The sequence below is a fragment of the Brumimicrobium sp. genome (assembly GCF_048268645.1).
Taxonomy (GTDB): domain Bacteria; phylum Bacteroidota; class Bacteroidia; order Flavobacteriales_D; family Crocinitomicaceae; genus Brumimicrobium; species Brumimicrobium ulvae.
Map to the genome: position 1 here is coordinate 419,178 of NZ_JBLWVE010000001.1, position 24,927 is coordinate 444,104.

A 24,927-nucleotide genomic window follows, 5' to 3' on the forward strand; every position below is an offset into this window, starting at 1 on the left:
TGCTAATTTATAGTTTTGAAATGGGTTAAGTGATTTAGCTTCTACTCAACACTTTCAAAACTCACTGTTTTGACCTCTTCCTAATGGTAAAGTCGATTTGTCGAAACTACCATTGCGGACATGTTCCACAATTGTTTTTTGGACGAACAAAGAAAGAGAAGCCTAAGTTAATGGAGGGTGAAATGTAAGCTACAACTTGTTTTCCTGTTGCTGAGCCATTGCTGGTTAGTTTGAGATTGCTTTGATTTAAAACTCCACCACTTAAACCTAATTGTAAAAAAATATGTTGAATGAATTCAAAACGAATTCCAAGCTCTGCACTTGCTCCGAATCCACTTAAAGAGCTGATATTTTGCGTGGTATAGTCATCAAATGTGTAGTCTAATTGTGTGAATAAACCTCCTAGCTTAACACCATAAACCGTGTGAAATGCAAACTCAGCTTTTCTAGACTTATAGAGCATATCATTGCGTTGTACACCCAGCGCAAAATAATTAACCCCTCTGCTTTGAGCGATGTTGAATTGATTTCTTGTAAGGTTTATAGATTCATTGTAACTTCCAGAATAATCTGAATGTGAGCCTGGTGCAATTGTTCCATCAAGTATCACTTCTTGATGATTTTCAAAGAAGGTATTATACCGATCAAAACTTAGCGTTAATGCCCATTTAGGCTTGATAAAATAACCTAGTTTGATACTGATTTGTGGTGAAGAACTAGAGAAAAACTGACCCATTCCATCTGATTCCTCATTGTCTTTTAGGGCTGTTTCACGTAAAGTGAAATTATAACTGTTTCCTTGAAAAGCGACGTCTGAGGTAGTGTATGCACTTCTATTGTATCCAATTTGAGCAAATAGAGTTCCTTGACCATTGGTATTCAACTTACTTTTTCGTTGGGCCAGTGATGGATGAACACATCCAAAGATGATTAGAAAAAAAAGAAATGAATATACTCTCATACCACTTGAAAAATGAAAAAAGGTATGACCATCATACCTTTTCGATGGAATGCTTTTAAAATGCGTTGATGATCAGAATGATCACATCTATAATAACGCTGATTGCTGCAAGGTTGAGTATTTGCTTAACGGGAGCTACAGCAATAAGAAATGAAAGTGTAGCCATTGTTGAGAAAACAATTAAAAACAATTGCCAAGTATGATGAATAGCACCTACACCCACTGTTAAACCTCCCAAACAACCTACAAAAATTACAATAACGCTAATGATTCCGAAGCGATTATTTTCCAAATCTTTTCCTAATAATCTCCCCCAAATTGATGTATCTGTATCAGTCATAATCTAGTTATATTTAAATTTCTTAACAAATATAGGAATTAAAAAAGTATATTGATTTCAAGGAACATAAAAACTATTGTGAATTTATTTTAATATATTAGAGGTCAAATATCTAACCAATAAAAACAACTATGATTCATGAAGGTAATTAAACGGAAAACTTTAGGGTATGCTGATATTGTCGTTTATGATAATGGTATTTTTAATATTCATGTTTTGTCTACGGTACCAATTTCGTTGGAACAGGCTGTGGAAATTAATAAGATTAGACTGACCTTAATGGAAGATGATAAAGCACTTGTGCTTTCTACTTCCGAAGATGAATTTGTGGTTCCAACCCCAGAAACAATCAAGTATATCTTATCAGCGAATAGGATGAACAATGTGAAAGCCAATGCTTTCGTGATTTCAAGCTTCTCTCAAAGATTAGCTGCAAAAGCAGCGGACCGATTGAATAAAATGCCAGCTCCAATCTCATTCTTTAAAAGCCGAGAGGAAGCCATAGAATGGCTATTAAATCAATAGAAATCGATTTACGCCCTGTGTATATAACGCATCACTTCAAAAGTAATATTTGTAAACAGTAATTTACTGTGGGCATTGCGTTCCACATTATAATGCGCGTCATTGAATAATTGATTAAATTCTAATACATTATTCCCAGTGATAAACCGTGCAAACTTAGCCAAGAACTCTGCCTCATCAGAAGAAGTTCCCATTAACTGGCCTTCTGTATAGTTTTTCATTAAACTTTGTCTTACCATGTAAAGGGCATACTTTAAAAAATGCTTCTGTTCTTCACGACCTAATTTTGACATGGCATCTGCCCAATTAAACATAGGTAAAACTTCTTTCTTGTAGCATACCCTCATCAATTCAACAAAACGACTGAAGTTCGAATTAACATTATCTCCAGCATTCAATAGTTCTAAAGCCAAAGAAAGGTCACCTTCTGTTCTCGAAACTATACTTCGAATCAAGTCTTGACTAACGTTTTTTTTGCTTTGTAAAAACTGACTTAACTCATCATTGTTGAGTTGTTTAATCTTGGTGATTTGTGTTCGGCTTAAAATAGTAGGAAGCATATTTTCTTCCGATTCTACAATCAATATAAAGACTGTGTCTTTTGGTGGCTCTTCTATGATTTTTAAAAGTTTATTGGCGCATGCCGCATTCATTTCTTCGGCCAACCATATAACACTTACTTTATATCCTCCTTCAAAAGATTTTAAAGTCAGTTTTTTGATGATTTCCTCACTCTGATGAACAGAAATTATTGGTTTTCTTCCTTTATCATCAGATTGATTAATCCACTCATTTAAACTTATATAAGGGTTTTCCAAAACGAGTGACTTCCATAGAGCAAATTGTGGATCCGATGTTTTTGAGTTGGTTTGTACCGTAGGGAATGAAAAATGAACATCGGGGTGCTCTAACTTCTGTACTTTATTACAAGCGCTACAAACTCCGCAACTATCGCTGGCTTTTTTATCCTCACACATTAAGTACTGTACAAATGCCAACGTTAATGGAAGTCCTCCATAACCCACATTACCTAAAAACAAATGCGCATGAGAAACCTGGTTATCTCTAACATCACTGATAAACTTTTGTTTAAGGTCACTATGTCCTATTACATCTTTGAAAAGCATTGGATAAAGATAAATATTTATCGGTGGATTCATTCAAAAATAGATAGAAAGCTTATGCGAATACTTGCTTAACTTGTTTACATTGTGCTTGGAAATATGTATTTTAGCTAATCATTAGAACTAAAAACACAATTCAACTTTAATTATGAAAAATAAAAACATAGCCATTATTGCTTCTTTAACTTTTGGAGCTTTAATATCGCCTCTTACGTATGCCTCTGTAAATGAGCTACATACTTCAGGGTTTGTGTCTCAAGAAGCGACGACTGTAACCATCACAGTGATGGTGAATTACCTTGGACAACCTTTAGATGGAGTATCAGCTTCAATCATTAAAGATGGGAAAATTGTTTCTGAATCTATGAGTGATAGTAAAGGGAAAGCAGTGATCAAAGTAGATAATTATACTGTTGGAGCTGTTGATTTACAATTAAAAAAAGAAGGTTATCAAACACAAATCCTTTCAGGATTAATCCTTAAAAACGGAAGTGAATATAAGTTTTCATTGACCAAAGGAACAGGGGTCGTAACTACTGAGGTCTCTACAGGGATTAATAAAATTGAAGAAAAAAGCACGGAAGAAATTGCAAAATTAGAAGATAAGGAAGCTAAAGCGAAGGAAGCGGCAGAAGCTTCAAAATTGGAAGCAGAAAAAGCCGCAGCAAAAGCAGGGGAATATACTGAAGCAGCAAAAGCTGAGGCTGAAAAAGCTAAAGAACTAGAAGCAGCTGCAGCAAAGAAAAAAGCTGAAGCAGCAGAAACAGCAGCCGAAGCTGAAAAAATGGAAGAAAAGATTTCAAGTTCAGAAGCTGAAATCAAAGCGCGTGAAGAACAAGCTAAACAACGTGAACAACAAATCGCTGATTTAGAAGCTAAACAAGCGGCTGAGCAAGCTGAAAAAGCAAGTGAAGCAGCTAAGAAAGCAGCAGAAAAAGATGCCAAGAAAGCAGAGAAAGAAGCCAAAGCAAAAGCGAAGGAACAAGCTGCTATAGCGAAAGAAAAAGCTGCTGCAGAGAAAGAAGCTGCTAAAGCAGCTAAGGCCTTAGCAAAAGAGGAAAAGGCGAAAGCTAAAGCTGAAAAACAAGCCGCTAAAGAAGCTAAAAAAGCAACCAAAGAGGCTGAAAAAGCAGCGAAGGAAGCTGAAAAAGCAGCAAAAGCTGAAGAAAAATACAGTCAAGGCCTAGCAAAACTTGTAAGTCAACAAGAGAAAATTGAAAAGCAAAGAGCTAAATTGAATAAGTCTCAAGAAAAACTAGATGCTCAAATCGAAAAAGGAAAAATCGATGTGGAGAAAGCCCGTAAAGCACAAGAAAAAATCACGAGTGGACAAAAGAGTTTAGATGAAGACTTGAAAAAAATTCAAGAGAATGTTAAAAAACTAAAGAAGAAATACAATAAGTAATCTACATACACGAAAAAAGAGGGCTGCCAGCAATGACAGCCCTCTTTTTTATGTGTTTTTTTTACCCTCTGTTTGAATGATAGCTTAATTTTAATTACGTATTTTTGATTTTTATAATAAAACGTGGTTCATGAAATATCTTCTTATTCTTCTGTTTTTAGTTGCACAATACACTGTTGGTCAAAATACGTCTCCTTTTCAAATTTATAATAAAAAAGGTAAAAAGATCAGTGTAAATAGATTCTTAAAAGGTTTAGAGTCTTGTGATGTCGTTCTTTTTGGAGAGTTACACGACAATCCAATGGCCCACTGGTTACAGTTAAAAGCAACTCAACATTTACACAGTAAGGATACGATAGCGCTTGGAGCAGAAATGTTAGAATCTCATAATCAGAAACAATTAAATGATTATTTAAATGGCCTTATTTCACATGATGAATTTGTTGATTCATCTGATTTATGGATAAATTATAAAACAGATTATAAACCTTTAGTGGATTACGCAAAACAATATAACCTCGCTTTTATTGCCACCAATATTCCGCGGAAATATGCAAGTTTTGTTTATAGAAATGGATTAGAACCTCTAGCGCTAGAATTAAGTGATGAAGAGAAGTCTTTAGTGGCTCCTTTACCCATAGCCTATGATCCTGAACTTCCAGGATATAAATCAATGTTGAATATGATGAGTGACCATTCTAATCCTAACTTCCCTAAAGCTCAGGCTATTAAAGATGCTACAATGGCGCATTTCATTTATGCACACTATAAGAAAACCGGAAATCAGTTTATTCATTTTAATGGTGACTATCACAGTAAAAACTTTGAGGGAATTTATTGGTATTTGAGTAGAAAGGATGAAAATTTAAAAATCACCACCATTTCCACAGTTGAACAAGAGAATGTTAAAAGACTCAACGATGAATACAAAGGTTCAGCAGATTTTATTATTGTTGTAGATGAAGAAATGACCAAAACGTATTAAATGACTCCCCAACTTTTAAAAAAAGGCGATACGATTGCAATCCTAGCTCCAGCTAAAGGAATTGAAGCTGAATTTATTGATTTTGCAGTTGAGATTATTGAGAGTAGAGGGTACAAAACCATTGTTTCAAAAAACTGTTTAGGGCAATACCATTACTTTTCGGGTACAGTTAAAGAACGTGTGGAAGATTTACAATGGGCCATAGATAACGATCAAATCAAAGCAATTCTATGTGCACGCGGTGGATATGGTTGTATTCAAGTGCTAGACAGAATCAATTGGGCTGATTTTTTGGAAGAGCCAAAATGGATTATTGGATTTTCTGATGTCACGGTTTTTCATCAACACCTAGCGCGATTAGGTTCGGGCTCTTTGCATGCTTCTATGCCTTTGAATTTTAAAAACAATACTCCAGAGGCTTTGAATAGCTTATTTGAAGGAATTGAGTCTGGTCAATTGTCTTATGAATGGAAAACAGAACATCAAAACTGTGAAGGGGATACTGAAGGAGATGTTGTTGGAGGCAACCTTGCGGTTCTAACAGGATTGGTAGGGACTAAACACATGCCTGATTACCAAAACAAATTATTGTTTATAGAAGATGTAGGCGAACATTTGTATGCAGTAGATCGTGATTTATACCAACTTAGTAAAGCTGGCGTTTTCGACCAGATTCGAGGTCTTATCGTTGGTGGATTTAGTGGAATGAAAGATACAAACCCTCCTTTTGGGAGTGACCTACAAACAATTATTAAATCACACTTTACGTATCACTCCATTCCTATCGCTTTTGATTTTCCAGCGGGTCATATAGATGATAACAGGGCTTTGATTTTTGGAAAAAATGCAAGATTGACGGTTAATAAAACTGCTGCAGAACTTATTTACTGTTAGTATAAAAGTGTTTTTCTAATACTTCTTGTAACTCTCCAAATGATGAGTATTCAAGAGTGAAATCAGCTTTTAAATTGTTCTTGTGAAGAAACGATTCTGTTGTTTTTCCCCAAGCAATGATTTTTTGGTGCTCATCAATGGTATTTAAGCTTAAAAAAGAATTCAAATTCGTTGGACTTGTAAATACCAAAACAGAAGGTTTAATGTCTAGCTTTACAGGTGTAAGAGCAGTTTTGTATACGATTAAGTCAGTAATTTGCCCTTCGTACAAACGCTTTTGCATAGACTGATGAGAATAATTTGATTGTGGAAATAGCACCTTTCTTCCGGCCACAAATACAGAAAAATCAGCACTTACCTTAGCAGGGTTCCCACTGGTTATTCCAGTAAAATCAACAGAGTAACCTCGCGACTCTACATAGTCTGAGGTTGCTCTTCCTATGGTGGCAATAACAACTGATTTGGGAATTGTACACTGATCTAAATAAAAACCTGCTGAACGTGGACTTGTAAAAAAAACGACCTCATATTCTTCTTTTGGACAATCAAATGGTTCTGCCACAAACGAAATCATGGGCTGATCTATCATGTTTATATCCGCATCTTTAACGAATGATAAAAAATCTTTATCCGTTACCTTTTTGGAAATAAACAGCATAAATTATTTGCTTTGAATGTGATTGAGGATCTCCTCGACAATACCCTCATTGTTTATCGCAGAAAAAGTACTAAATTCTGCTCCATCTTCCCATTCCTGAGCAAATGCAACGTGTACAGTTTCTTCCTCATCGCAATAAACACCCAATGGCAGTTGACAACCTCCATCGAGATTACGCAAAACACTTCTTTCTATTTCAATTCTACTTTGAACAACCTCGTCATTCAAAGCTTGTAAGATTTCAGCCAATACTGTGTCATCTTCTCGAATTTGATATCCTAAAACCCCTTGCGCAGGTGCAGGAATAAACATCTTGGGGTCCAAGGTGGTGATCGTTAAATCAGATAAATCTAAATCTAATCTTTTCACTCCAGCCATGGCTAAAACAATAGCATCGTATTGACCTTCACGTAGTTTATTGATTCGAGTTGGAACATTCCCTCTTAAGTCCTTGATTTCAAAATCATCGCGGAAAGTGATTAATTGCGATTTTCTTCTTGCAGATGAGGTTCCTATTACTGGATTTTTTTTGATTCCGAAAACTTCATCATTATCCACAGAATCATTTCTAATCAACAATAATTCTGAAGGGTCCTCTCTATACGAAACAGCTGTAATTGTTAATCCTGGAGGTGATGTAGTTTCTAAATCTTTGTGTGAGTGTACAGCAAGGTCAATAGATTTATTCAATAATTCACTTTCAAGCTCTTTCGTGAAAAAACCTTTACCCTCCATTTTGTCAAAACTCAAATGTTGAATTCTATCCCCTTGCGTAGAAATTACTTTTATTTCAACAGCATGACCTAATTTTTCTAATTCGTCTTTTACGAAGTTAGCTTGCCATAAAGCCAAGTCGCTTCCGCGAGAACCAATGATTATTTTCTTCATTTTTTAAGTAATATTTCTTTGGCCATTTTCATAGGCACACTCATGTATTTTTTCTCGAAATAAGCCAAGATTTTCTCTACAGTTTCCTTAGAATTTTCATCTAAATTTTCTATCTCTTTTGCAAAAACGTGTTCAAACGCAGTTGCTTTAATTTCTTTCACAGTTTGAGGTACACTGCGCATTGCAATTTCAACCTTTCGTTCATGGGCCATTAGTTTGAATTGCTCAACAGCCTCATCAACAATCTCTTCAACGTGAATGATCTCTCGCGCACGCTTTTCTAAATTCTTTGAAGAAACTTTCTGTAAATATTCAATGGAAATATTATCCATCGGAAATTGCTTGGCTACCTCTGGGTCTAAATCGCTAGGTATAGCCAAATCAATTACTACTTTTGGATCTGTATCTCCTTGAAGTAGATGTGTATATAATGCCTTATCAATTATAGATGTATCTGCACCCGTACAGGTAATGATAATGTCGAATCCTTTTTTGTATAAAGGCAATTCATTTAATGCATAAGCCTCTCCTTTTAATTGAGTCGCCAAAACCTCAGCTTTACTTTTTGTACGGTTAAAAACCGCAAAGTTGGTAAAACCATGTTTTCTTAAAAAACGACTCATATTGGTGTTAGTCACTCCTGCTCCAATAATTAAAATACGAGCATCTAATGGAATGTCCTTCAGCCTGAGGGTGTGATAGGCTAATGAAACTACAGAAACTGGACTTTGTGCAATACTGGTTTCCGTATAAATCCTTTTTGCGGTTTCTATCGTGTGACGTATCATTAAACGTATGGCATCACCTGTAATCCCATACGCTCGGCATGCGTCAAATGATTTTCTGATTTGCGTAATGATTTCACGTTCACCTACAACCATCGAGTCAATAGATGAAGTTACTTTTATCATGTGCTCAACACTCTCAATTCCTTTGTATTGTTCAACATGTTGAGTGAATAACTTGATCTGTTCAGCGTTAAAATGAGGGAATAAATACTGCAGATACTTTTTGAATTCAGTGAGGTGAATATCCTTGTCCTTACGGATAATAAATTCAACACGATTACATGTTGAAACATACATGATTTCATCAATTTGAAATTCGTCTTTTAACCCGGTAAGTTTCTGTTTTTGATCGTCAAGGGCAATATGCAACAGCCCAATCTGATTGACTTCGAGTTGTCGATGTGTAAATGCAAATATGTGAATATCTTCCACTTGTTAATTTTCCCTTGTTAGGCCGCAAATATCGTGAATATATAGCGTTTTATTGTCATAGCATTGTCATAGTTTCTTATTTAGAACCTTTCAAAACAATAAAAGACAGGTTTGTCTTAATATATATGTGGCTGAATTGGGATTTCAATTTTCTTTTTCAATCCTCATTACAACATTTATCGCCTTAGGTTTTAGCTTTTTAGATACTCAGTGAATAACGCTCTGTCTCTAAAGACTGTTGAAGTCGTAAAGTTTATTGATGTCAGGAATCCAAGAGCTGAAGATAAAAAACCACAGTTAAAGTGTTAAATTTTTGCATTCATGGAAATCTTTTATGATTTTGTAGTGCTATTTATAAAACACAATACATAGAATTAAAATGGTGAGCGTAGAATTGATCTGCCAAGCACTTTTCTTCTATCAAAAAACACTATGATTATGAGATTTAAACTAATGATGTTTTTATCGGTTTTTTTGTTTTCTTCGCAATGGGCGAAAACTCAAAATTACTATGAACATTATCAAGATGGTTTAGTTGTTTTTCAACTCAAACTTCAAAGCAAAAAAATGCTGTCTAAAGACAAGCAGGTTAATTTTAAAGACTATCCTCTTTTCACAGAATACCTTTCTGATTTTGAAATTGTTGAGGTCAAACATTTACATCCTGAACTAGATGATGATTTGTTGAATAGAACCTATCAAATTAAACTCAATGATTGGAGCAAAGTTGATGCTTTAGTTAAAAAACTGAGCAGACACTCCATGATTGAATATGCTGAGTTAAAAGATTTGCACCGTAAGCTTTACACTCCAAATGATGCGCTTTATGGTGTCTCTAATCAATGGGGTTTGTTTACAATTGAAGCAGAACAAGCTTGGGATATCTCATTAGGAAACTCTAATGTGGTTGTTGCTGTAACCGACGATGCAATGCAATTGGACCATCCAGATTTGCAAAATGTGTTTGTCACTGGTAGAGATATGCATGATAACGACAATACTCCTTCGCCATGTGGAAGTACAGATGGTATGCATGGAACCCACGTAAGTGGAACTGTAGGTGCCCAAACAAATAACGGAATTGGACTCGCTTCAATTGGAGCTGGTGTGAGCGTAATGCCTATTAAAATTAGTGATTGTGGTGGTGGAAATTTACCTTATGGTTATGATGGAGTAGTGTGGGCAGCCAACAATGGCGCTGATATTATCAATATGTCTTGGGGAGGTCCAACCGCAGGAAGCTATGGTCAAAATGTGATGAATAATGCATGGAATCAAGGAGTTATTCTTGTAGCTGCAGCTGGAAATGATGGTGTCTCCACAATGTTTTATCCTGCAGCCTACAATAATGTAATCTCTGTTGCGAATACTACAGAAAATGACACCAAAGCAAATTCCTCTCAATATGGAACTTGGATAGATATTGCAGCGCCAGGATCTAATATTGCAAGTACAGTCCCTTCTAGTTCGTATGCTTATTTAACTGGAACTTCTATGGCATCACCGTTAGTCTCAGGTTTATTGGGATTGATGAAATCCTATGCGCCAAGTGCAACCAATACTGAATTGATCAATTGTTTACTTAGTTCTGCAGATCCGATAAACGATACCTACTATAATAATGGACAATTGGGTAGTGGTAGAATTAATGCACATGAAGCCCTTCTGTGTTTAACAGGAAGTAGTGTTCAGCTAGACGCTTCTATTTCAGATATTTATTCACCAAGCGGAACAATTTGTTCTCCTTCTTTTATGCCTCAAATTGAATTGAGTAATTACGGTACAACAACTTTAACAAGTGCGGTAATTACATATGATTGGGGAGGAGCTCCTCAAACCTTTAATTGGTCGGGTAACCTTCCTTCAGGACAAACTACCACAGTTACATTACCTACTGGTACGGCCACAAATGGGAGTTACGTGTTTTCAGCAACTGTTTCATCTCCAAACGGTCAGGTAGATGAGGATTTTTCAAACAATACTTTTAGTTCTAATTTTACAATCAATAGTGGAGGGCAGCAAGCTGTCTTATATCTTGATACAGACTGTTGGGGAAGCGAAACAACTTGGGAAATTTTAGATGGAAACAATGTTGTTGTAGCCAGCGGTGGACCGTATACAGATGTTGTGGGAGGAACTTTTAATACTCACAATTTGTGTCTTCCAGTTGGATGTTATACTTTCAATATTTTTGATCAGTACGGAGATGGAATGAGTGGAGCGCAATATCAATCTTGCTCAACAAATGGTGATTATGAAATGCATGATGCCGACGGAACAGTACTTTTCCAAATGGCAGAACCAGACGGGAACTTTGGTGCGTCTGCAAATCATTCTTTTTGTATCACTGCAAGTAATACAACTGATGCAGGAATAGAAGTGATTAATTCTCCAGCCGGAATTGTATGTGCTTCCACAATTTCACCAGAAGTTGAATTAAGAAATTATGGATCTCAAACCTTGACATCTGTAGAAATCGCTTATGAAATCAATGGGAATCAGAACACATATTCTTGGACTGGGAGTCTTGCGTCAGGACAAGCTCAAACTGTAACTTTACCTGTAATTCTTGTTGGGACAGGTCCATCTGTTTTAACGATTACAACGCAAAATCCAAATGGAGGAACAGATGATGACCCTTCAAATGATGAACAACAAAATACACTTATTCTACGTACAACTTCTGCAGCACTTCCGTTTGTAGAAGATTTTGAAAATAATGCAACAGGTTGGCTGGTTTCGAATCCTGATGGAGATATAACCTGGTCCCTTGCTTCAATTGGTGGAACAAGCCCTGGAAATACTGCGATAAAGCTAGATTATTTCAATTATCAAAATGCAAATCAGCGTGATGGTTTAATTTCACCTAAGATTGATTTAACTGGACTTTCTTCTGCGGAAATGTATTTTGAACATGCCTTTAGAAGATACGATGTGAATTCAACAGATTCCTTAATCATTTATATTTCAACAGATTGTGCAGATACTTGGACAAGGATTGCTCAATTTGGGGAGGATGGAACAGGTTCTTTTGCTACGCAAACAACAACAACTACTGAGTTCGTCCCTTCTGCGGCAAATGATTGGTGTATTCAACCCATCAATCAATCTACACCAGGTGCTTCATGTTTTACAATTAACCTAGATAGTTTTGTTGGAAATGAGGTGTTCATCATGTTTGAATCCTATAAAGGATCTACTTATGGAAACAATTTGTATCTCGATAATATCAATATCGATGGAGTAGCAGTTCAACTTGCTCCAGAACCTGGTTTAAGTGCTAGCTCATCTGTTGTTTGTGAAGGAGAGACGGTATATTATACTGATCAATCTACAAACCAACCAACGTCTTGGAATTGGACATTCCCTGGGGGATCTCCATCAACATCAACATTACAAAATCCTGTCGTTACCTACCCAACTAGTGGAACTTATAACGTTACCTTACAAGCCAGTAACGCTTACGGTACGCAAACCATGACTTTTAGTAATCAAATTACCGTTAATGGATTGCCACAAGTTAATGCAACTGCCGTTGACATGACAATTTGTAGTGGTGCTTCTACTTCGATTTCTGCTTCAGGTGCAAGCAGTTACTCTTGGAACAATGGTTTAGGTGGTGGTTCAACACATACCGTTTCTCCTACTACCACTACGACGTATCAAGTTACAGGGACAAGTGGTAACTGTTCAAACACCGCTTCTGTCGAGGTTGTAGTAAGCCCACCAATTAATGTTGGTGTGACCGCATCAGCAACAGAAGTGTGTGCAGGTAGTTCAGTCTCTCTTTCAGCAAGCGGTGCTTCTACATATACTTGGAATAATGGTTTAGGTTCTGGTAACACACAAACTGATTCTCCTACTCAAACAACAGTATATACGGTGACCGGGACTGAAGGAAACTGTTCAAACAGTGCCTCGATCACTATAGTTGTTAATGATGTTCCTGTAGTTCAAGTTTCAGCGATTAATACAACGATATGTGAAGGAGAAAACACTACGATGAATGCTTCTGGTGCCGACACTTATGCTTGGACGCCTAGTGGCTCTTTAAATACGAGTTCAGGGGCATCTGTAGTGGCTAGTCCAAGCGCTACAACTACATATAGTGTAATGGGCTCTAATAATTGTGGAATTGATACAGAAACTATTGTTATTAATGTAAATGCCTCACCAGGACAACCAACTATTAGTCAAGTAGGAAATGTATTGTCAACGAACCTCCAAACTGGGGAAACAGCACAATGGTTTTTAAATGGTGCTTTAGTTGGTTCTGGGGCAAGTATTACAATGACGCAAGATGGTAACTATGAAGTAGTAATTACTAATGCAAATGGTTGTTCTGCGTCTGCAAACGGGAACTTTGTAAGAGATACCACAGGACTCACACAAAACGAATTAAATAAACATCTAAAAGTTTATCCAAACCCAACAGAAAACACTGTTCATGTTAGTTGGGAAGGAGCAGAGTTAATTGAAAAAATTGTTGTTTATGATGCGATTGGAAGAGCTGTAATTAAACTCACTGATGTAAATGACAAGACAGAAATGTTGGATTTCACATCATTTGAAACAGGTGTTTACATTGTACGTATAGAAACGGCAAGCAACACGATAAGTAGAAAGATTACTAAGCGCTAATCAATCCAGACTACTACAAACAAAAAACCCATTCTGTATTACAGAATGGGTTTTTTAGTGTTGATATGAAACGATTAGTATAACTCTTCTTTTAAAGCAGTACGGTAATCTTTAATTTCTTCTCTATTGATTTTGTGATCAGATTTTAGCAACAAGTTAAGCAAGTTCAATAAGTTGTCTTTATCTTCAATTTCCAAAGGGTATTCTCCTCCTTCTTCATCTTCTTCCCAAAGCGCTTGAATGTCAAAAGCTTCATTTTCTTCAATGTATTCGTATGTTAAACGCGTTACTTTAGCCAATAATGGATCCTCTTCCTTAAGCGCATGCTCTCTCAATTCCTTTAATTCTTCAATTAAAGATTTTGCCAGTACACCTTCTTTTTCTACTAAAGCGATGACTTTCTCTATCTGTTTATTTGCTTTACCTGTTTTCATACGATTCTAAATAATTTATAGCACAAATTTAACACCTTAAAGGAATTAATGGTATAGAATTACTTAATTTTTAATTAAAGCGCTAAATCAAGTTAATATTGTTTACAAAAAACTGAGTCCTTATCCAGTTATTTATAAGTTTATCTGCTGCTCGATATTTAGGCTATAATTTGGGTTTTATATGACGGATTTGAACCGTTAATCTTCAAAATTAAGAACTTTACGGTATCCTGAAAATAAAAAAAGCCATCTATTAGATGGCTTTTAACATTTAAAATGAATAGTTTTTAGAATTTAAAATCTTCCATAAATTTCGTTGTGAAATCACCTTCATTGAATTTCTCATCCAACATTAATTTTTGATGGAATGGAATAGTGCTTTTTACTCCTTCAATGATATATTCATCTAGGGCACGACGCATTTTAAGAATAGCTTCTTCTCTTGTCTGTGCTACTGTGATTAATTTAGCAACCATTGAATCGTAATGAGCGGGTATTGTATAACCTGCATAAACATGCGTGTCTATACGAATTCCATGTCCACCAGGCTCATGATATTCAGTTATTTTACCAGGTGAAGGGCGGAAGTTATTGTAAGGATCCTCAGCATTAATACGACACTGAATAGCGTGCATTATAGGTTCGTAATTCTTACCACTAATTTTATGTCCTGCAGCCAATTTAATTTGTTCCTTAATTAAGTCGAAATTAATAACCTCTTCAGTAATTGTATGCTCTACCTGAATACGTGTATTCATTTCCATGAAATAGAAGTCTCTGTGCTTATCTACAAGGAATTCTACCGTTCCTACACCTTCATATTTAACTGCTTTCGCAGCTTTAATTGCAGCAGCACCCATTTCCTTACGTAACTTTTTTGTCATGAAAGGAGAAGGTGTTTCTTCAACTAATTTTTGGTGTCTTCTTTGGATTGAACAATCACGTTCTGAAAGGTGACATACATTCCCGAATTGGTCTCCTGCAATTTGAATTTCAATATGACGTGGTTCTTCGATGTACTTTTCCATGTACAATCCATCATTAGAGAAAGCTGCTTTTGATTCTTGCTTAGCTTGGTTCCAAGCATCTTCCAACTCTTCTTTTTTCCATGCCAAACGCATTCCTTTTCCACCACCACCGGCAGTTGCTTTAAGAATGACAGGATATTTTATTTTTTCAGCAGTTTTGAAGGCTTCATCGAGGTCTTTTAAAAGTCCTTTTGAACCTGGTATACAAGGAACTCCTGCTTTAATCATTGTCGCTTTCGCGTTGGCTTTATCACCCATTCCATCAATTTGTTCTGGAGTAGCTCCAATAAACTTGATGTTGTGTTCCTGGCAAACTTTAGAAAACTTAGCGTTCTCTGAAAGAAATCCATAACCAGGGTGAATTGCATCTGCATTGGTAATTTCCGCTGCAGCAATGATATTTGGTATTAGTAAATAGGATGATGAACTTGCTGCTGGACCAATACAAACAGCTTCATCGGCGAAACGAACATGTAAACTTTCTTTATCAGCTGTACTATATACAGCAACCGTTTTAATGCCCATTTCCTTACATGTTCTGATAACACGTAAGGCGATTTCGCCCCTATTGGCAATCAATATTTTTTTGAACATGCCTTTTTGGGTGTTTTAGTTCTACTTATAAATAATTAAGATGGATCAACTAAAAATAGTGGTTGATCGTATTCAACTGGTGTTGCATCATCTACAAGAACTTTAACAATTTTTCCTTGTACTTCAGATTCAATCTCATTGAATAACTTCATCGCTTCGATTATACACACAGTATCTCCTACTTTGACCTCGCTACCAACTTCAATGTATACCGGTTTATCTGGTGATGGAGAACGGTAGAAAGTACCAATCATTGGTGACTTTACTGTGATGTACTTACTGTCTGCGTCTTCTGACCCTTCAGTTGTAGCTGCTGGCGCTGCAGGTGCAGGTGCTGCAGCAGGTGCTGCTTGTGGCATTGCTGCTGGCATTTGCTGTTGCGGCATTGCTTGCATTGGCTGTTGGATGTAAACTACATTTTCTTCATTATCACGTTTACGTCTTTTTGGTTCAGACTTAATAGTGATTTTAAAATCTTTTTCTTCAATTTCTACTTCTGTTACACCAGATTTTGAAACGAATTTGATTAGTTCTTGGATTTCTTTTTGATTCATCATGTATGAATATTTATAGGATAAATGTACGTATTTTTTTTCTATTATGAATTGTAAGCCCACTTAAGGTAAATAGCTCCCCAAGTAAATCCACCACCAAAGGCTGATAATACTATGTTGTCCCCTTTTTTTAATTGTTTTTCCCAATCCCAAAGGCACAACGGTAATGTTCCAGCGGTAGTGTTACCATATTTTTGAATGTTGATCATCACTTTGTCTTTTGATAATCCCATGCGGTTGGCCGTTGCATCGATAATTCTTAAGTTGGCTTGGTGAGGCACCAACCAATCAACGGAATCAGAAGTTAAATTATTGCGCTCCATGATTTCAGCAGATACCTCTGCCATATTCGTTACTGCAAATTTAAATACTGCTTTTCCTTCTTGTTTAACAAAGTGAAGTCTTTCGTCTACCGTGGCGTGACTTGGAGGTAACTTAGAGCCTCCTGCAGGTTGAATTAAGTATTTTCTACCTTCCCCATCACTTCTCAATACACTGTCAACAACTCCGTAACCTTCTTCGTTAGGTTCTAGTAAAACAGCTCCACCACCATCTCCAAAAATCACACAAGTAGCACGATCTTCGTAGTCAATAATGGAAGACATTTTGTCTGCCCCAATAACGATTACTTTTTTGTATTTTCCTGTTTCAATAAATTGTGCACCTGTCGTTAAGGCAAAGATAAATCCTGAACATGCTGCGTTGATGTCAAAACTCCACGCGTTTTTCATTCCTGTTCGGTCTGAAATAACATTTGCAGTTGCAGGAAATGGATAATCAGGTGTAACTGTAGCACAGATCACCAAATCAATCTCTTCTGGAGAAATTCCTTTTTTAGCCAATAAAGCATTTACAGCCTCAACTCCGATGTCGGATGTTGGGTTACCATCTCCAAGCATACGCCTTTCTTTGATTCCTGTTCGCGTGGTAATCCACTCGTCAGTTGTATCAATCATTTTCTCAAGGTCCTTATTACTAAGAACGGTCTCAGGAACATATCCATGAACCCCAGTAATTGCTGCTGTAATTTTTTTCATTATTTAAAAGCTTCTTTTATCTTTCTTGTTAACTCTGACTTTGCAACATCATGTGCAAGACACATCATGTTCTTCACAGCTACGTCATTAGAGATTCCGTGACCGATAATTACATCAGAATTGACGCCCAATATAGGAGTTCCGCCGTAATTTTCATAATTAAAGCGGTCAAAGTAGGTATCTTTCATACCCAGCTGCTTTGCAATAGAGTATATTCCTTCTGCTTGTTTTAAAACAATATTTCCTGTAAATCCATCGCAAACCACAACATCTGCTTTTCCATTAAATAAATCACGCCCTTCAATATTCCCTATAAAATTGAAATCTTCAGTACCTTTCATTAATTTATATGCAGATTGAGTAAGCAAGTTTCCTTTTCCTTCTTCCTCGCCAATGTTTAATAAACCCACTTTAGGGCTTTTAATCCCCATAACATTTTGAGCATAAAGTGAACCTAAACTCGCAAATTGATATAAAACGTCTGGTTTACAATCTGCATTTGAACCTACATCTAAAATGATGGAGTTACCTCCTTCAACTTTAGGGAGTACAGAAGTAATACATGGGCGAATTACTCCAGGAATAGAATTGATTTTATAGATTGACCCCACCAACATTGCACCGGTGTTACCCGTGCTCGCAAATGAATCAATTTTTTTCTGAGCCAAAAGCTCAAAACCAACGGAAATTGAACTGTTGGGTTTTTGTGGAATTGCACGTGTAGGATGATCCTCCATTGTAATAACATCTGGAGCATTAACCACAGAAAGACGGTTTGAGACCACCCCTTTTTCTTTCAAAATTGAGGTAATATCATCTTCACGACCGATGAGCACAATCTCTACATCGTCGGGCAGTTTCTCGAGGGCTAAAATTGCGCCAAGAACGTTTGCTCTTGGCGCAAAATCGCCACCACTAATATCTAATCCAAGTTTCATAAGTGTATAAACACTTTTATTGATGGATGAGCAAAATTATACTGCTACTTCTTTCTCAGCAATTACTTGACCTTTGTAGTAAAGTTTCCCCTCGTACCAATGTGCGCGGTGGAACAAGTGAGGCTGTCCTGTTGTTGGACATGTCGCTACATTCGCAGCAACTGCTTTTTTGTGTGTACGTCTTTTGTCTCTTCTTGTTGTCGACGTTCTTCTTTTTGGATGTGCCATTTTACTTTATATTTAAGTTTTTAATTCAAATTTTTTAATGCGTTCCAACGGGGATCTATATCTTCCTCGTCAGAATCTTCTTCTTCATTTTCTGATGAATCAACGTATTGGTCTATTAAATCTAGCATTTCTTCATTGCACTCATCTTCTTTATGTACTGTCCGGCTAGGCAAAGCTACCGTTAGTAATTCATACAAGTCTGATGCAACATCAATTGTAAATGCGGAAGGGGGAAGGACAATCAAATTTTCATCTTCGCTTTCTTCTTCACCAAACTTATATATGATTTGATGAGTAATGTCCACAGGGATGTCCATTAAATCTGTACAACGATCACATGGCTTTTGAATTGTACCAGACATTTCAATTTCACCAATCATCATTGTCTCCTTCTTATTCAACTCGAAGTCAACTTTTACGTCTCCTCCTTGAATAATAGAATACGCTAACTCTTCAAAGAACGCTGCCGTTATATGAAACTTGAAGGAATGTTTTCCATTTTTCAAGCCCTCAAACGGGATAATAAATTCTTTATTCGAACTCATAATGTTCAAAATTTTGGAGTGCAAATGTATAAAAATTAATAGACAACGCACCTCTTCTTACAAAAGAATCTACAAAGTTAGTCTTTTTTGAGCAAAACAAGTTATGAACACCTGTTAACTTTTATTTTTATTCAAAGTGAAAACCTGATTTTTCAACCGTGAATGTTACTTTTATACTCATGTTTCACACGGAAAGTATAAAATATGGGCCTGTTACGGTTTTTTTACTGTATTACGATGATTTTGTAACGGAGGAACACCTTCATAATTTACTGCCCAACGAACAGGTAAAATTACAAAGTTTAAACCATCCCTCCAGAAGAAGAGAGTTTGTGGCCACTCGTGTATTGCGTACAATGCATTTCGGAAATGAACCTATCCTTTATTCTAAAATCGGTGCGCCTTATGTCGAAGGGGAGGGGTTTATTTCTATTTCTCATGCAAATCATGTTGTTGGAATGGCTTATTGCCAATCTTTTCATGTTGGACTCGATCTCGAGCCTATACATGAAAAAGTGATGAAGGTGAAACATAAGTTTCTAAGTGATGAGGAAAAAATATTGACCGATACCGATTCTGTCGAAGAAATGATAAAAGTTTGGTCAGGAAAGGAGGCTTTATATAAATTGGCTGGTAGAAAGGAGATTGTTTTTGCAGAAAACTTGTTGCTGACAAAAATTGATGAACTTCACTGGAAAGGAAGAATTTACTTTCCAAACAATAAAAAAGAAGTTGAATTAACGATCGATAGAAAAGATAATTTTGTAATTTCAATTAATGCATCACCAGTCTATGAGGTCAAATAAAGATATATATCGCAAGTTTAGTTCAAAAACAGGTCAAATTGCTGTGCTCATTGACCCTGAAGTAACAAATACTGAAGAGCGCTTGCGTCAAGTGGTTGAAAAAGCTGAGTTTTCTAAAATTGACTATTTTTTTATTGGTGGAAGTACAGTTACACGAAGTGATTTTCAAAAAGCAACTGTTATTTTGAAAAAACTCACGAAGATTCCTTTGGTTATTTTTCCAGGAGACCATCAACAATTGTCAAATGAAGCTGATGCTTTACTTTATTTAAGTTTGCTTTCAGGAAGAAATCCAGAATACTTAATTGGTCAACATGTTAAAAGTGCGCAAGAGGTCTTTGCTTTAGATTTAGAAATTATTCCAACAGCATATATATTAATTGAGGGTGGAAATTTATCAACCGTAGCTTATGTTAGTCAAACCACCCCCATTCCAAGAGATAAGTCTGCTATTGCCTTAAATACGGCAATAGCTGGTGTGTTACAAGGAAAGCGTGTAGTGTATTTTGATGCAGGAAGTGGTGCTCATCATCCTGTAGGTGGAGCGCTTGTTCAACAAGTAAAAAATCAACTAAACACAACTGTTGTTGTTGGAGGAGGAGTGCGTTCTATCGAACAAATAGAAACGCTGAAATCTGCTGGAGCCAACGTAATTGTGATTGGGAATAAGATTGAAGAAGATATTGATTTTTTGCTTGATATTCAACGCTATAAATCTAAAGTTGAGGCATGAAATTCATTAACGCAATACGATTAGCGGCTTTTTTCGAGCTAGACTACTCACACGTTGATGATGAGTTGGTGGCTCAATTGAGGGAGTTAATCAACTCACACTTTGCCTACGAAGAACATTTGAATATTTTAGGTGACCGTTTTGTTTTACAAGAACTGACCCTCATTTTAGACCAGCTCAAAGAGGATAAAATTAAAGTTTTTCATGGCTGGATTGAACAAGATGTTCTATTGGCCGAATATTTAATCAGTAATGGAAATAAGGTAGTTCCAAATAAAGAACTTGTTTTACCTGATGAACACCAGTTGTTTAAGGCTTACCAAGTTTTTGTTTCAACTTATCTATTACCAATACTTACCCAAAAGATAAGGAAGGCCATCGAGGAACGCGATGTGGGTGGAATTGCCGTTCATTTGAAATTCGCCCCCTTACTTCTCAAGAAAAAAAGAATTGAGATTCAAGGTCCTGTAAGTCAGTTTTTAAATCAGCGATTAGGACAGTTGAAAGTGAGTCAGAATGATGATTTAAAGCGTCTAGTACATGAGGTGTTTTCGTATTCTTTTGTCGAGGTGTTGAATGCTTTGGATGAAGAGTATTACAGCGATGCAATTGCTTACATTGATACTGCAAAATTACTGGTTTTAAACACCACGCTTTCTTCATCGCAGTTAAATAAAATCAAAACGGCTATCTCAAATGTTTCTTTAAATAATAACCATCGTAAACAAGTCTTGACTTTCGTTCAATCGGAAGCTTTTTCTGTTCATACTAAGCATCCACGAACAACATTTGGAAATATGATTCGATCTCCATTGTTTTTCATCACCCTTATTATTGTGATCATTAACTTTTTATTTTTCTTTCCTAGCAGTAATTCGATTGTTGAACAGGACCTTGAAGAAACAACGGGTCTGGACGGGTTGAGTGCCGACGAATTGAAGGTGGTTGATACAATGCTAGGTTTTCAACAAGATTCAGTTCCTTTGGTATCTGAAAAACTTCCTAGCGCCATTCCACCAAAGTATATTTTAACTGCAAACTGGGAAAGTATTGAAAACAGTTTAGCCAAGGAAATATACTCCAGTATGATTGCTGATTATGAAATTCAGAAAAGTTTAAACTTAATGGGAAACTGCTCAGAAACGAAAACTCAGCTTTATGGAAAGTCACTGTATTCAGGGGTAGCTTCTTTTTCTGATTTCACTCGTTTTAATCATGAAGTAATCAATAATTCGAATGAAGATCTCTATGTTTTACTTTTTGAACCTTCGAAAAACGGAAAGGTATATGGAGAGTTAATTGCCTCAGGGAGGACTTCAAAAGTTTATTTAAAAAAGGGAGATCAGATGATATTTTATAGTGGAAAACAAATGAATTCATTCCACCCGATGCGACGTGAAAACAATGGGTACGGCACAGTAGATGACGCCCAAAAAATAAGTTCAAACTTCAAATATCATTTTTGCAATCAGTCGATTTATCATTTCCAACAGTTAAATAGTATTCATACAGTTGATACACTAGGGGATGTAATATTCGAAGATGTATCGAATGGATTTGGAGTTGTGATTCAATAATTTCTTTAGATAAAAAAATAAAAAAATTATAAAAATCACAGCATTATTTATTTTACTTTTGAAATAAATATATGTCGATAGAACGAAGAGTACAGCTAGTTGAAATGTTATTTTACGATTTAGAACTAGAAGCCACTCAATTTGAAAAGTCATCGGGTTTAACATGTGTTTCAGGATGTGGAAACTGTTGTAAACATCCAGATTTAGACGCTTCACCTTTAGAGTTTTTACCTTGGGCTTTTCATTTGTTCTTGAATGGAGAGGCCGAAAACACACTAACTACCCTTACTGAAATAGACAGTAAAACCTGTCACATCTACAAATCATTATCTGTTTTTGGACAAGGTCGTTGCAGCGATTATAAGTACCGTGGTTTAATCTGCCGTTTGTTTGGTTTTGCAGCAAGTAAAGACAAGTATGGAAATTTAAGACTCGCAACATGCAAAATTATAAAAGAAGGTCAAGCTGAACAATACAATTCTACTTTTGAAGCGATATCAAAAGGACTATATGTTCCAATTTTCACAGACTACTATATGAAATTGAGTCAAATTGACCATCAAATGGGCAACAGAATATTGCCCATCAACAAAGCGCTTAAAGTTGCTTTAGAAGAGGTGTTACAATATTATTCTTATCGAGATTTCCCCAATGCAGGACAAAATTGTGGTTAAAATGGATGGATAATTATTGGTTAAGAAATCATTATCTTTGCTTTTTAGTCAACATTATTCTCCATGAGAAACACTACATTACTAGTCGCTTTACTAATTGTTTTTTTTCATTAAAATCTGTCAAGTCGCAGGAAAGGTCCTTTTACATTAGTGATAATTTATTGCTGTTCATTCCAAATGAAGTAAAATATGTTGGTGCTACTGATATGGATCGTTATTACAGTGGTGTTACTGTATCAAAGTTGTTTTTGGGATGGTCTGGAAAAAATGGATTGTCTGGGGATGGCTTGAATCGTATTTATCAACTTGGAACGTCTTATACTTATTTAAATAGTGAACATTATGTGTCCATTTATCCTCAACTAGGATATGTAAGTTGGTGGATGGCGTATCTCTATTTTCGTCCTGAACCAATGTTTAATGTTTCAAAAGGCAAATTTGACTACATCAACCTTGAAGTAGGTGCAGGACTATTGGGAAATTTATCTTTATTCTGTTTTTTTCCTATAGGTCAAGAAAATGTATTTATGGCAGGATTCAAATTTGGATTTGCCATACCTTATCATCCGTTTTTTAAAGAAGGAAAAAATGGATGGCGATAGTCATGAGGCTGTATCAAAAGCGTAAAAAATTCTTATTGAGAAATATGTTTCCCATCTCAGTGGCTAAGTCCTTCGCTTTTTTTAAATGGGCTAAATCTCCATTGTTCAAATAGTGAGCGTAATAATAATAGCTCGAAAAGTATTTTTGTGAGATGAAATAAAACCCATCAGGATCGATTTCTGCTAAGTAAGCCCCCAGATCAAATTTAGGGTTTAGCTTTTTATGTGCAATTAATCCTATCAATTGCATTTGTCTGTAATAACCTTTTCGAGCAAATTCCATTTTTAAAGGGAACTCTTCTGCGGCAAGCTCTAAAATCTCAATACATTTTGAATAAGCGCCAATGTGTAAAAGACAATCAACCATTATGTATTCTGAAGCAGGAAAATCTAAAAATCGTTTTCCACTTTTAGGTAACTGCTTTCTGATTTCTAAATAATCATCAAAATATTTGTAGGCTTTTGTTTCTTTGCCATAATATGTTTCATAAAGCATGTTGTATGCAAAGTACCTACCCACCAAATACGGATAGACCTCTTTACTGATATTTGCTCCCCTCATTTCAGCTATATGATGCTTACAATCTTGTTCATTCTCTAACCAAAAAGACTTTATAAATAACATCGCATGTCCGAATATTTTTCCGTTGTTTTCAGTGTTGTACTTTAAATATTCTTCATACAATAAATAATAGTATTTGCATAAATTATCGTAATCAGGGAAGTGTTCTATAAAAAACACTTGTGCGTATTTCTTTTGAGCCAAAAGAGTAGTTGCGCGTTTGAATGTTGTTACGTCTTCTCTAAATCGAAGTGCTATCTTCCTTGACATTGACTGTATCCCACCATCATGAAACTCAATATTGTTGATTAGGTCAAAATCATAGAAAGAAACCAAAATGTCTAACTCACGGTTAGAAATCGGTTGGCTATCATTAAAAGACATTTCTAATTCATACCAGTTGTTGTAACCAAGAAATTGACTCAGAATATTTAAAGTTTGAATTGAAGGATTAAAAGGATATTTCGTAAAACCGTAAAGGCGTTTAAAAGTGATGCCATTGATATGGGTTTGTGTTTGTTCTGAAACGACTCGGCCAAGCCTGTCACAGTCTACCGACCTCAATAGTTTGAAGTCGATACTCTCAAGTACCATTTCCTTGATCCTTTCTAAGTTTTCTTTGTTAACTATTGTAGGTTTCCGAGCCATTTTTCTTGGATGAATATCGAAATATAAGAATAACTGTACATTAATGTACTTTTTTATTTCTTTTAAAATAAATTACTTAGTTAAAAATAGTGAGGGGCATTCTTTCAAGAAGTTAATCACATTTTACGAAAAAAGAAAAAAGAACATTAGCATGAGTATTTCAGAAAGACGAAAATTCATTCGCGCACTGAAGAGAGATATCTTCATTAGAAAAAAGGAGTTAAGAAGCCTACGCTTTCAATTGTTTTTGAAAAATGATAAAGCTTTTTATCAACATAAAATTGAATTTTGTTTGGAGGAGATTGAGGAATTACAAAGTCGAGTTT

The 24,927-nt window shown here is 35.9% G+C and carries 24 protein-coding genes; 10 read left to right on the forward strand and 14 right to left on the reverse strand.

The features are described from left to right. Positions 1-106 precede the first annotated feature (106 nt). On the reverse strand, positions 107-961 hold the full coding sequence (locus tag ACN0U3_RS01805; RefSeq protein WP_417264911.1) for a hypothetical protein: 855 nt from the start codon (positions 959-961) through the stop codon (positions 107-109). Positions 962-1,016: 55 nt separating this feature from the next. Next, entirely contained in the window at positions 1,017-1,301 is a 285-nt protein-coding gene (locus ACN0U3_RS01810) for a hypothetical protein (protein ID WP_417264912.1), read from the reverse strand. 138 nt (positions 1,302-1,439) lie between these two features. Between ACN0U3_RS01810 and ACN0U3_RS01815 the strand changes: the two genes are divergently transcribed. Then, positions 1,440-1,826, forward strand: a complete 387-nt coding sequence (locus tag ACN0U3_RS01815) for a hypothetical protein (RefSeq protein ID WP_417264913.1) — start codon at positions 1,440-1,442, stop codon at positions 1,824-1,826. An 8-nt stretch (positions 1,827-1,834) separates the two neighbouring features. Here the strand turns inward: ACN0U3_RS01815 and ACN0U3_RS01820 are convergent, their stop codons facing one another. After that, positions 1,835-2,986, reverse strand: a complete 1,152-nt coding sequence (locus tag ACN0U3_RS01820) for an ATP-binding protein (RefSeq protein WP_417264914.1) — start codon at positions 2,984-2,986, stop codon at positions 1,835-1,837. Positions 2,987-3,098: 112 nt separating this feature from the next. Between ACN0U3_RS01820 and ACN0U3_RS01825 the strand changes: the two genes are divergently transcribed. From ACN0U3_RS01825 to ACN0U3_RS01835, 3 genes are all read left to right on the forward strand, one after another. Further along, a complete protein-coding gene (locus ACN0U3_RS01825; RefSeq protein ID WP_417264915.1) occupies positions 3,099-4,355 on the forward strand; it encodes a hypothetical protein in 1,257 nt (418 codons plus the stop codon). A gap of 130 nt (positions 4,356-4,485) precedes the next feature. After that, complete coding sequence (locus ACN0U3_RS01830) at positions 4,486-5,340, forward strand: ChaN family lipoprotein (RefSeq protein WP_417264916.1); 855 nt, start codon at positions 4,486-4,488, stop codon at positions 5,338-5,340. Then, positions 5,341-6,234, forward strand: coding sequence for a S66 peptidase family protein (locus ACN0U3_RS01835; protein ID WP_417264917.1), 894 nt, complete (start codon positions 5,341-5,343; stop codon positions 6,232-6,234). Here ACN0U3_RS01835 and ACN0U3_RS01840 read toward each other — a convergent pair. The 3 genes from ACN0U3_RS01840 to hemA are packed head-to-tail and all read right to left on the reverse strand — an operon-like array spanning position 6,221 to position 9,000. Then, positions 6,221-6,892 (reverse strand): uroporphyrinogen-III synthase, encoded by a 672-nt coding sequence (locus ACN0U3_RS01840; protein WP_417264918.1) that lies wholly within the window; start codon positions 6,890-6,892, stop codon positions 6,221-6,223. The two genes, ACN0U3_RS01835 and ACN0U3_RS01840, sit on opposite strands and share 14 nt — an antisense overlap. Positions 6,893-6,895: 3 nt before the next feature. Further along, positions 6,896-7,780: a hydroxymethylbilane synthase gene (hemC, locus tag ACN0U3_RS01845; protein ID WP_299202372.1), complete on the reverse strand. Its 885-nt coding sequence runs from the start codon at positions 7,778-7,780 to the stop codon at positions 6,896-6,898. Then, positions 7,777-9,000 (reverse strand): glutamyl-tRNA reductase, encoded by a 1,224-nt coding sequence (hemA, locus tag ACN0U3_RS01850; protein ID WP_417264919.1) that lies wholly within the window; start codon positions 8,998-9,000, stop codon positions 7,777-7,779. The genes hemC and hemA overlap by 4 nt, the downstream gene beginning before the upstream one ends. 438 nt (positions 9,001-9,438) lie before the next feature. Between hemA and ACN0U3_RS01855 the strand changes: the two genes are divergently transcribed. After that, positions 9,439-13,641, forward strand: a complete 4,203-nt coding sequence (locus tag ACN0U3_RS01855; RefSeq protein WP_417264920.1) for a S8 family serine peptidase — start codon at positions 9,439-9,441, stop codon at positions 13,639-13,641. Positions 13,642-13,715: 74 nt separating this feature from the next. On the opposite strand, the gene ACN0U3_RS01860 is transcribed toward ACN0U3_RS01855, so the two are convergent. The 7 genes from ACN0U3_RS01860 to ACN0U3_RS01890 form a co-directional block, all read right to left on the reverse strand. Beyond that, positions 13,716-14,075: a hypothetical protein gene (locus ACN0U3_RS01860; protein WP_417264921.1), complete on the reverse strand. Its 360-nt coding sequence runs from the start codon at positions 14,073-14,075 to the stop codon at positions 13,716-13,718. A 287-nt stretch (positions 14,076-14,362) separates the two neighbouring features. Further along, the gene (gene accC, locus ACN0U3_RS01865) at positions 14,363-15,697 is read right to left on the reverse strand and encodes an acetyl-CoA carboxylase biotin carboxylase subunit (protein ID WP_299202351.1); all 1,335 of its coding nucleotides are present in this window, start codon (positions 15,695-15,697) and stop codon (positions 14,363-14,365) included. A gap of 35 nt (positions 15,698-15,732) precedes the next feature. Further along, positions 15,733-16,251: an acetyl-CoA carboxylase biotin carboxyl carrier protein gene (accB, locus tag ACN0U3_RS01870; protein ID WP_299203138.1), complete on the reverse strand. Its 519-nt coding sequence runs from the start codon at positions 16,249-16,251 to the stop codon at positions 15,733-15,735. 44 nt (positions 16,252-16,295) lie between these two features. Next, the gene (locus tag ACN0U3_RS01875) at positions 16,296-17,288 is read right to left on the reverse strand and encodes a beta-ketoacyl-ACP synthase III (RefSeq protein WP_299202348.1); all 993 of its coding nucleotides are present in this window, start codon (positions 17,286-17,288) and stop codon (positions 16,296-16,298) included. Then, positions 17,288-18,226, reverse strand: a complete 939-nt coding sequence (gene plsX / locus ACN0U3_RS01880) for a phosphate acyltransferase PlsX (RefSeq protein ID WP_417264922.1) — start codon at positions 18,224-18,226, stop codon at positions 17,288-17,290. Before plsX ends, ACN0U3_RS01875 begins: the two co-directional genes overlap by 1 nt. Before the next feature lie 36 nt (positions 18,227-18,262). Beyond that, complete coding sequence (rpmF, locus tag ACN0U3_RS01885) at positions 18,263-18,454, reverse strand: 50S ribosomal protein L32 (protein ID WP_299202342.1); 192 nt, start codon at positions 18,452-18,454, stop codon at positions 18,263-18,265. Between the two features lie 20 nt (positions 18,455-18,474). Then, positions 18,475-18,999 (reverse strand): YceD family protein, encoded by a 525-nt coding sequence (locus ACN0U3_RS01890; protein ID WP_299202339.1) that lies wholly within the window; start codon positions 18,997-18,999, stop codon positions 18,475-18,477. Positions 19,000-19,178: 179 nt separating this feature from the next. On the opposite strand from ACN0U3_RS01890, the gene ACN0U3_RS01895 reads away from it, so the two are divergent. The 5 genes from ACN0U3_RS01895 to ACN0U3_RS01915 all read left to right on the forward strand — a co-directional run bounded on the left by ACN0U3_RS01895 (position 19,179) and on the right by ACN0U3_RS01915 (position 23,391). Beyond that, complete coding sequence (locus tag ACN0U3_RS01895; RefSeq protein ID WP_299202336.1) at positions 19,179-19,805, forward strand: 4'-phosphopantetheinyl transferase family protein; 627 nt, start codon at positions 19,179-19,181, stop codon at positions 19,803-19,805. Beyond that, positions 19,792-20,538, forward strand: coding sequence for a geranylgeranylglyceryl/heptaprenylglyceryl phosphate synthase (locus tag ACN0U3_RS01900; protein ID WP_417264923.1), 747 nt, complete (start codon positions 19,792-19,794; stop codon positions 20,536-20,538). The genes ACN0U3_RS01895 and ACN0U3_RS01900 overlap by 14 nt, the downstream gene beginning before the upstream one ends. Further along, positions 20,535-22,115: a hypothetical protein gene (locus tag ACN0U3_RS01905; RefSeq protein WP_417264924.1), complete on the forward strand. Its 1,581-nt coding sequence runs from the start codon at positions 20,535-20,537 to the stop codon at positions 22,113-22,115. Before ACN0U3_RS01900 ends, ACN0U3_RS01905 begins: the two co-directional genes overlap by 4 nt. 71 nt (positions 22,116-22,186) lie before the next feature. Further along, the gene (locus tag ACN0U3_RS01910) at positions 22,187-22,789 is read left to right on the forward strand and encodes a YkgJ family cysteine cluster protein (protein ID WP_417264925.1); all 603 of its coding nucleotides are present in this window, start codon (positions 22,187-22,189) and stop codon (positions 22,787-22,789) included. Between the two features lie 5 nt (positions 22,790-22,794). After that, positions 22,795-23,391, forward strand: coding sequence for a hypothetical protein (locus ACN0U3_RS01915; RefSeq protein ID WP_417264926.1), 597 nt, complete (start codon positions 22,795-22,797; stop codon positions 23,389-23,391). Positions 23,392-23,404: 13 nt separating this feature from the next. Here ACN0U3_RS01915 and ACN0U3_RS01920 read toward each other — a convergent pair whose 3' ends face one another. Continuing rightward, positions 23,405-24,601, reverse strand: coding sequence for a hypothetical protein (locus tag ACN0U3_RS01920; protein ID WP_417264927.1), 1,197 nt, complete (start codon positions 24,599-24,601; stop codon positions 23,405-23,407). Between the last annotated feature and the right edge of the window lie 326 nt (positions 24,602-24,927).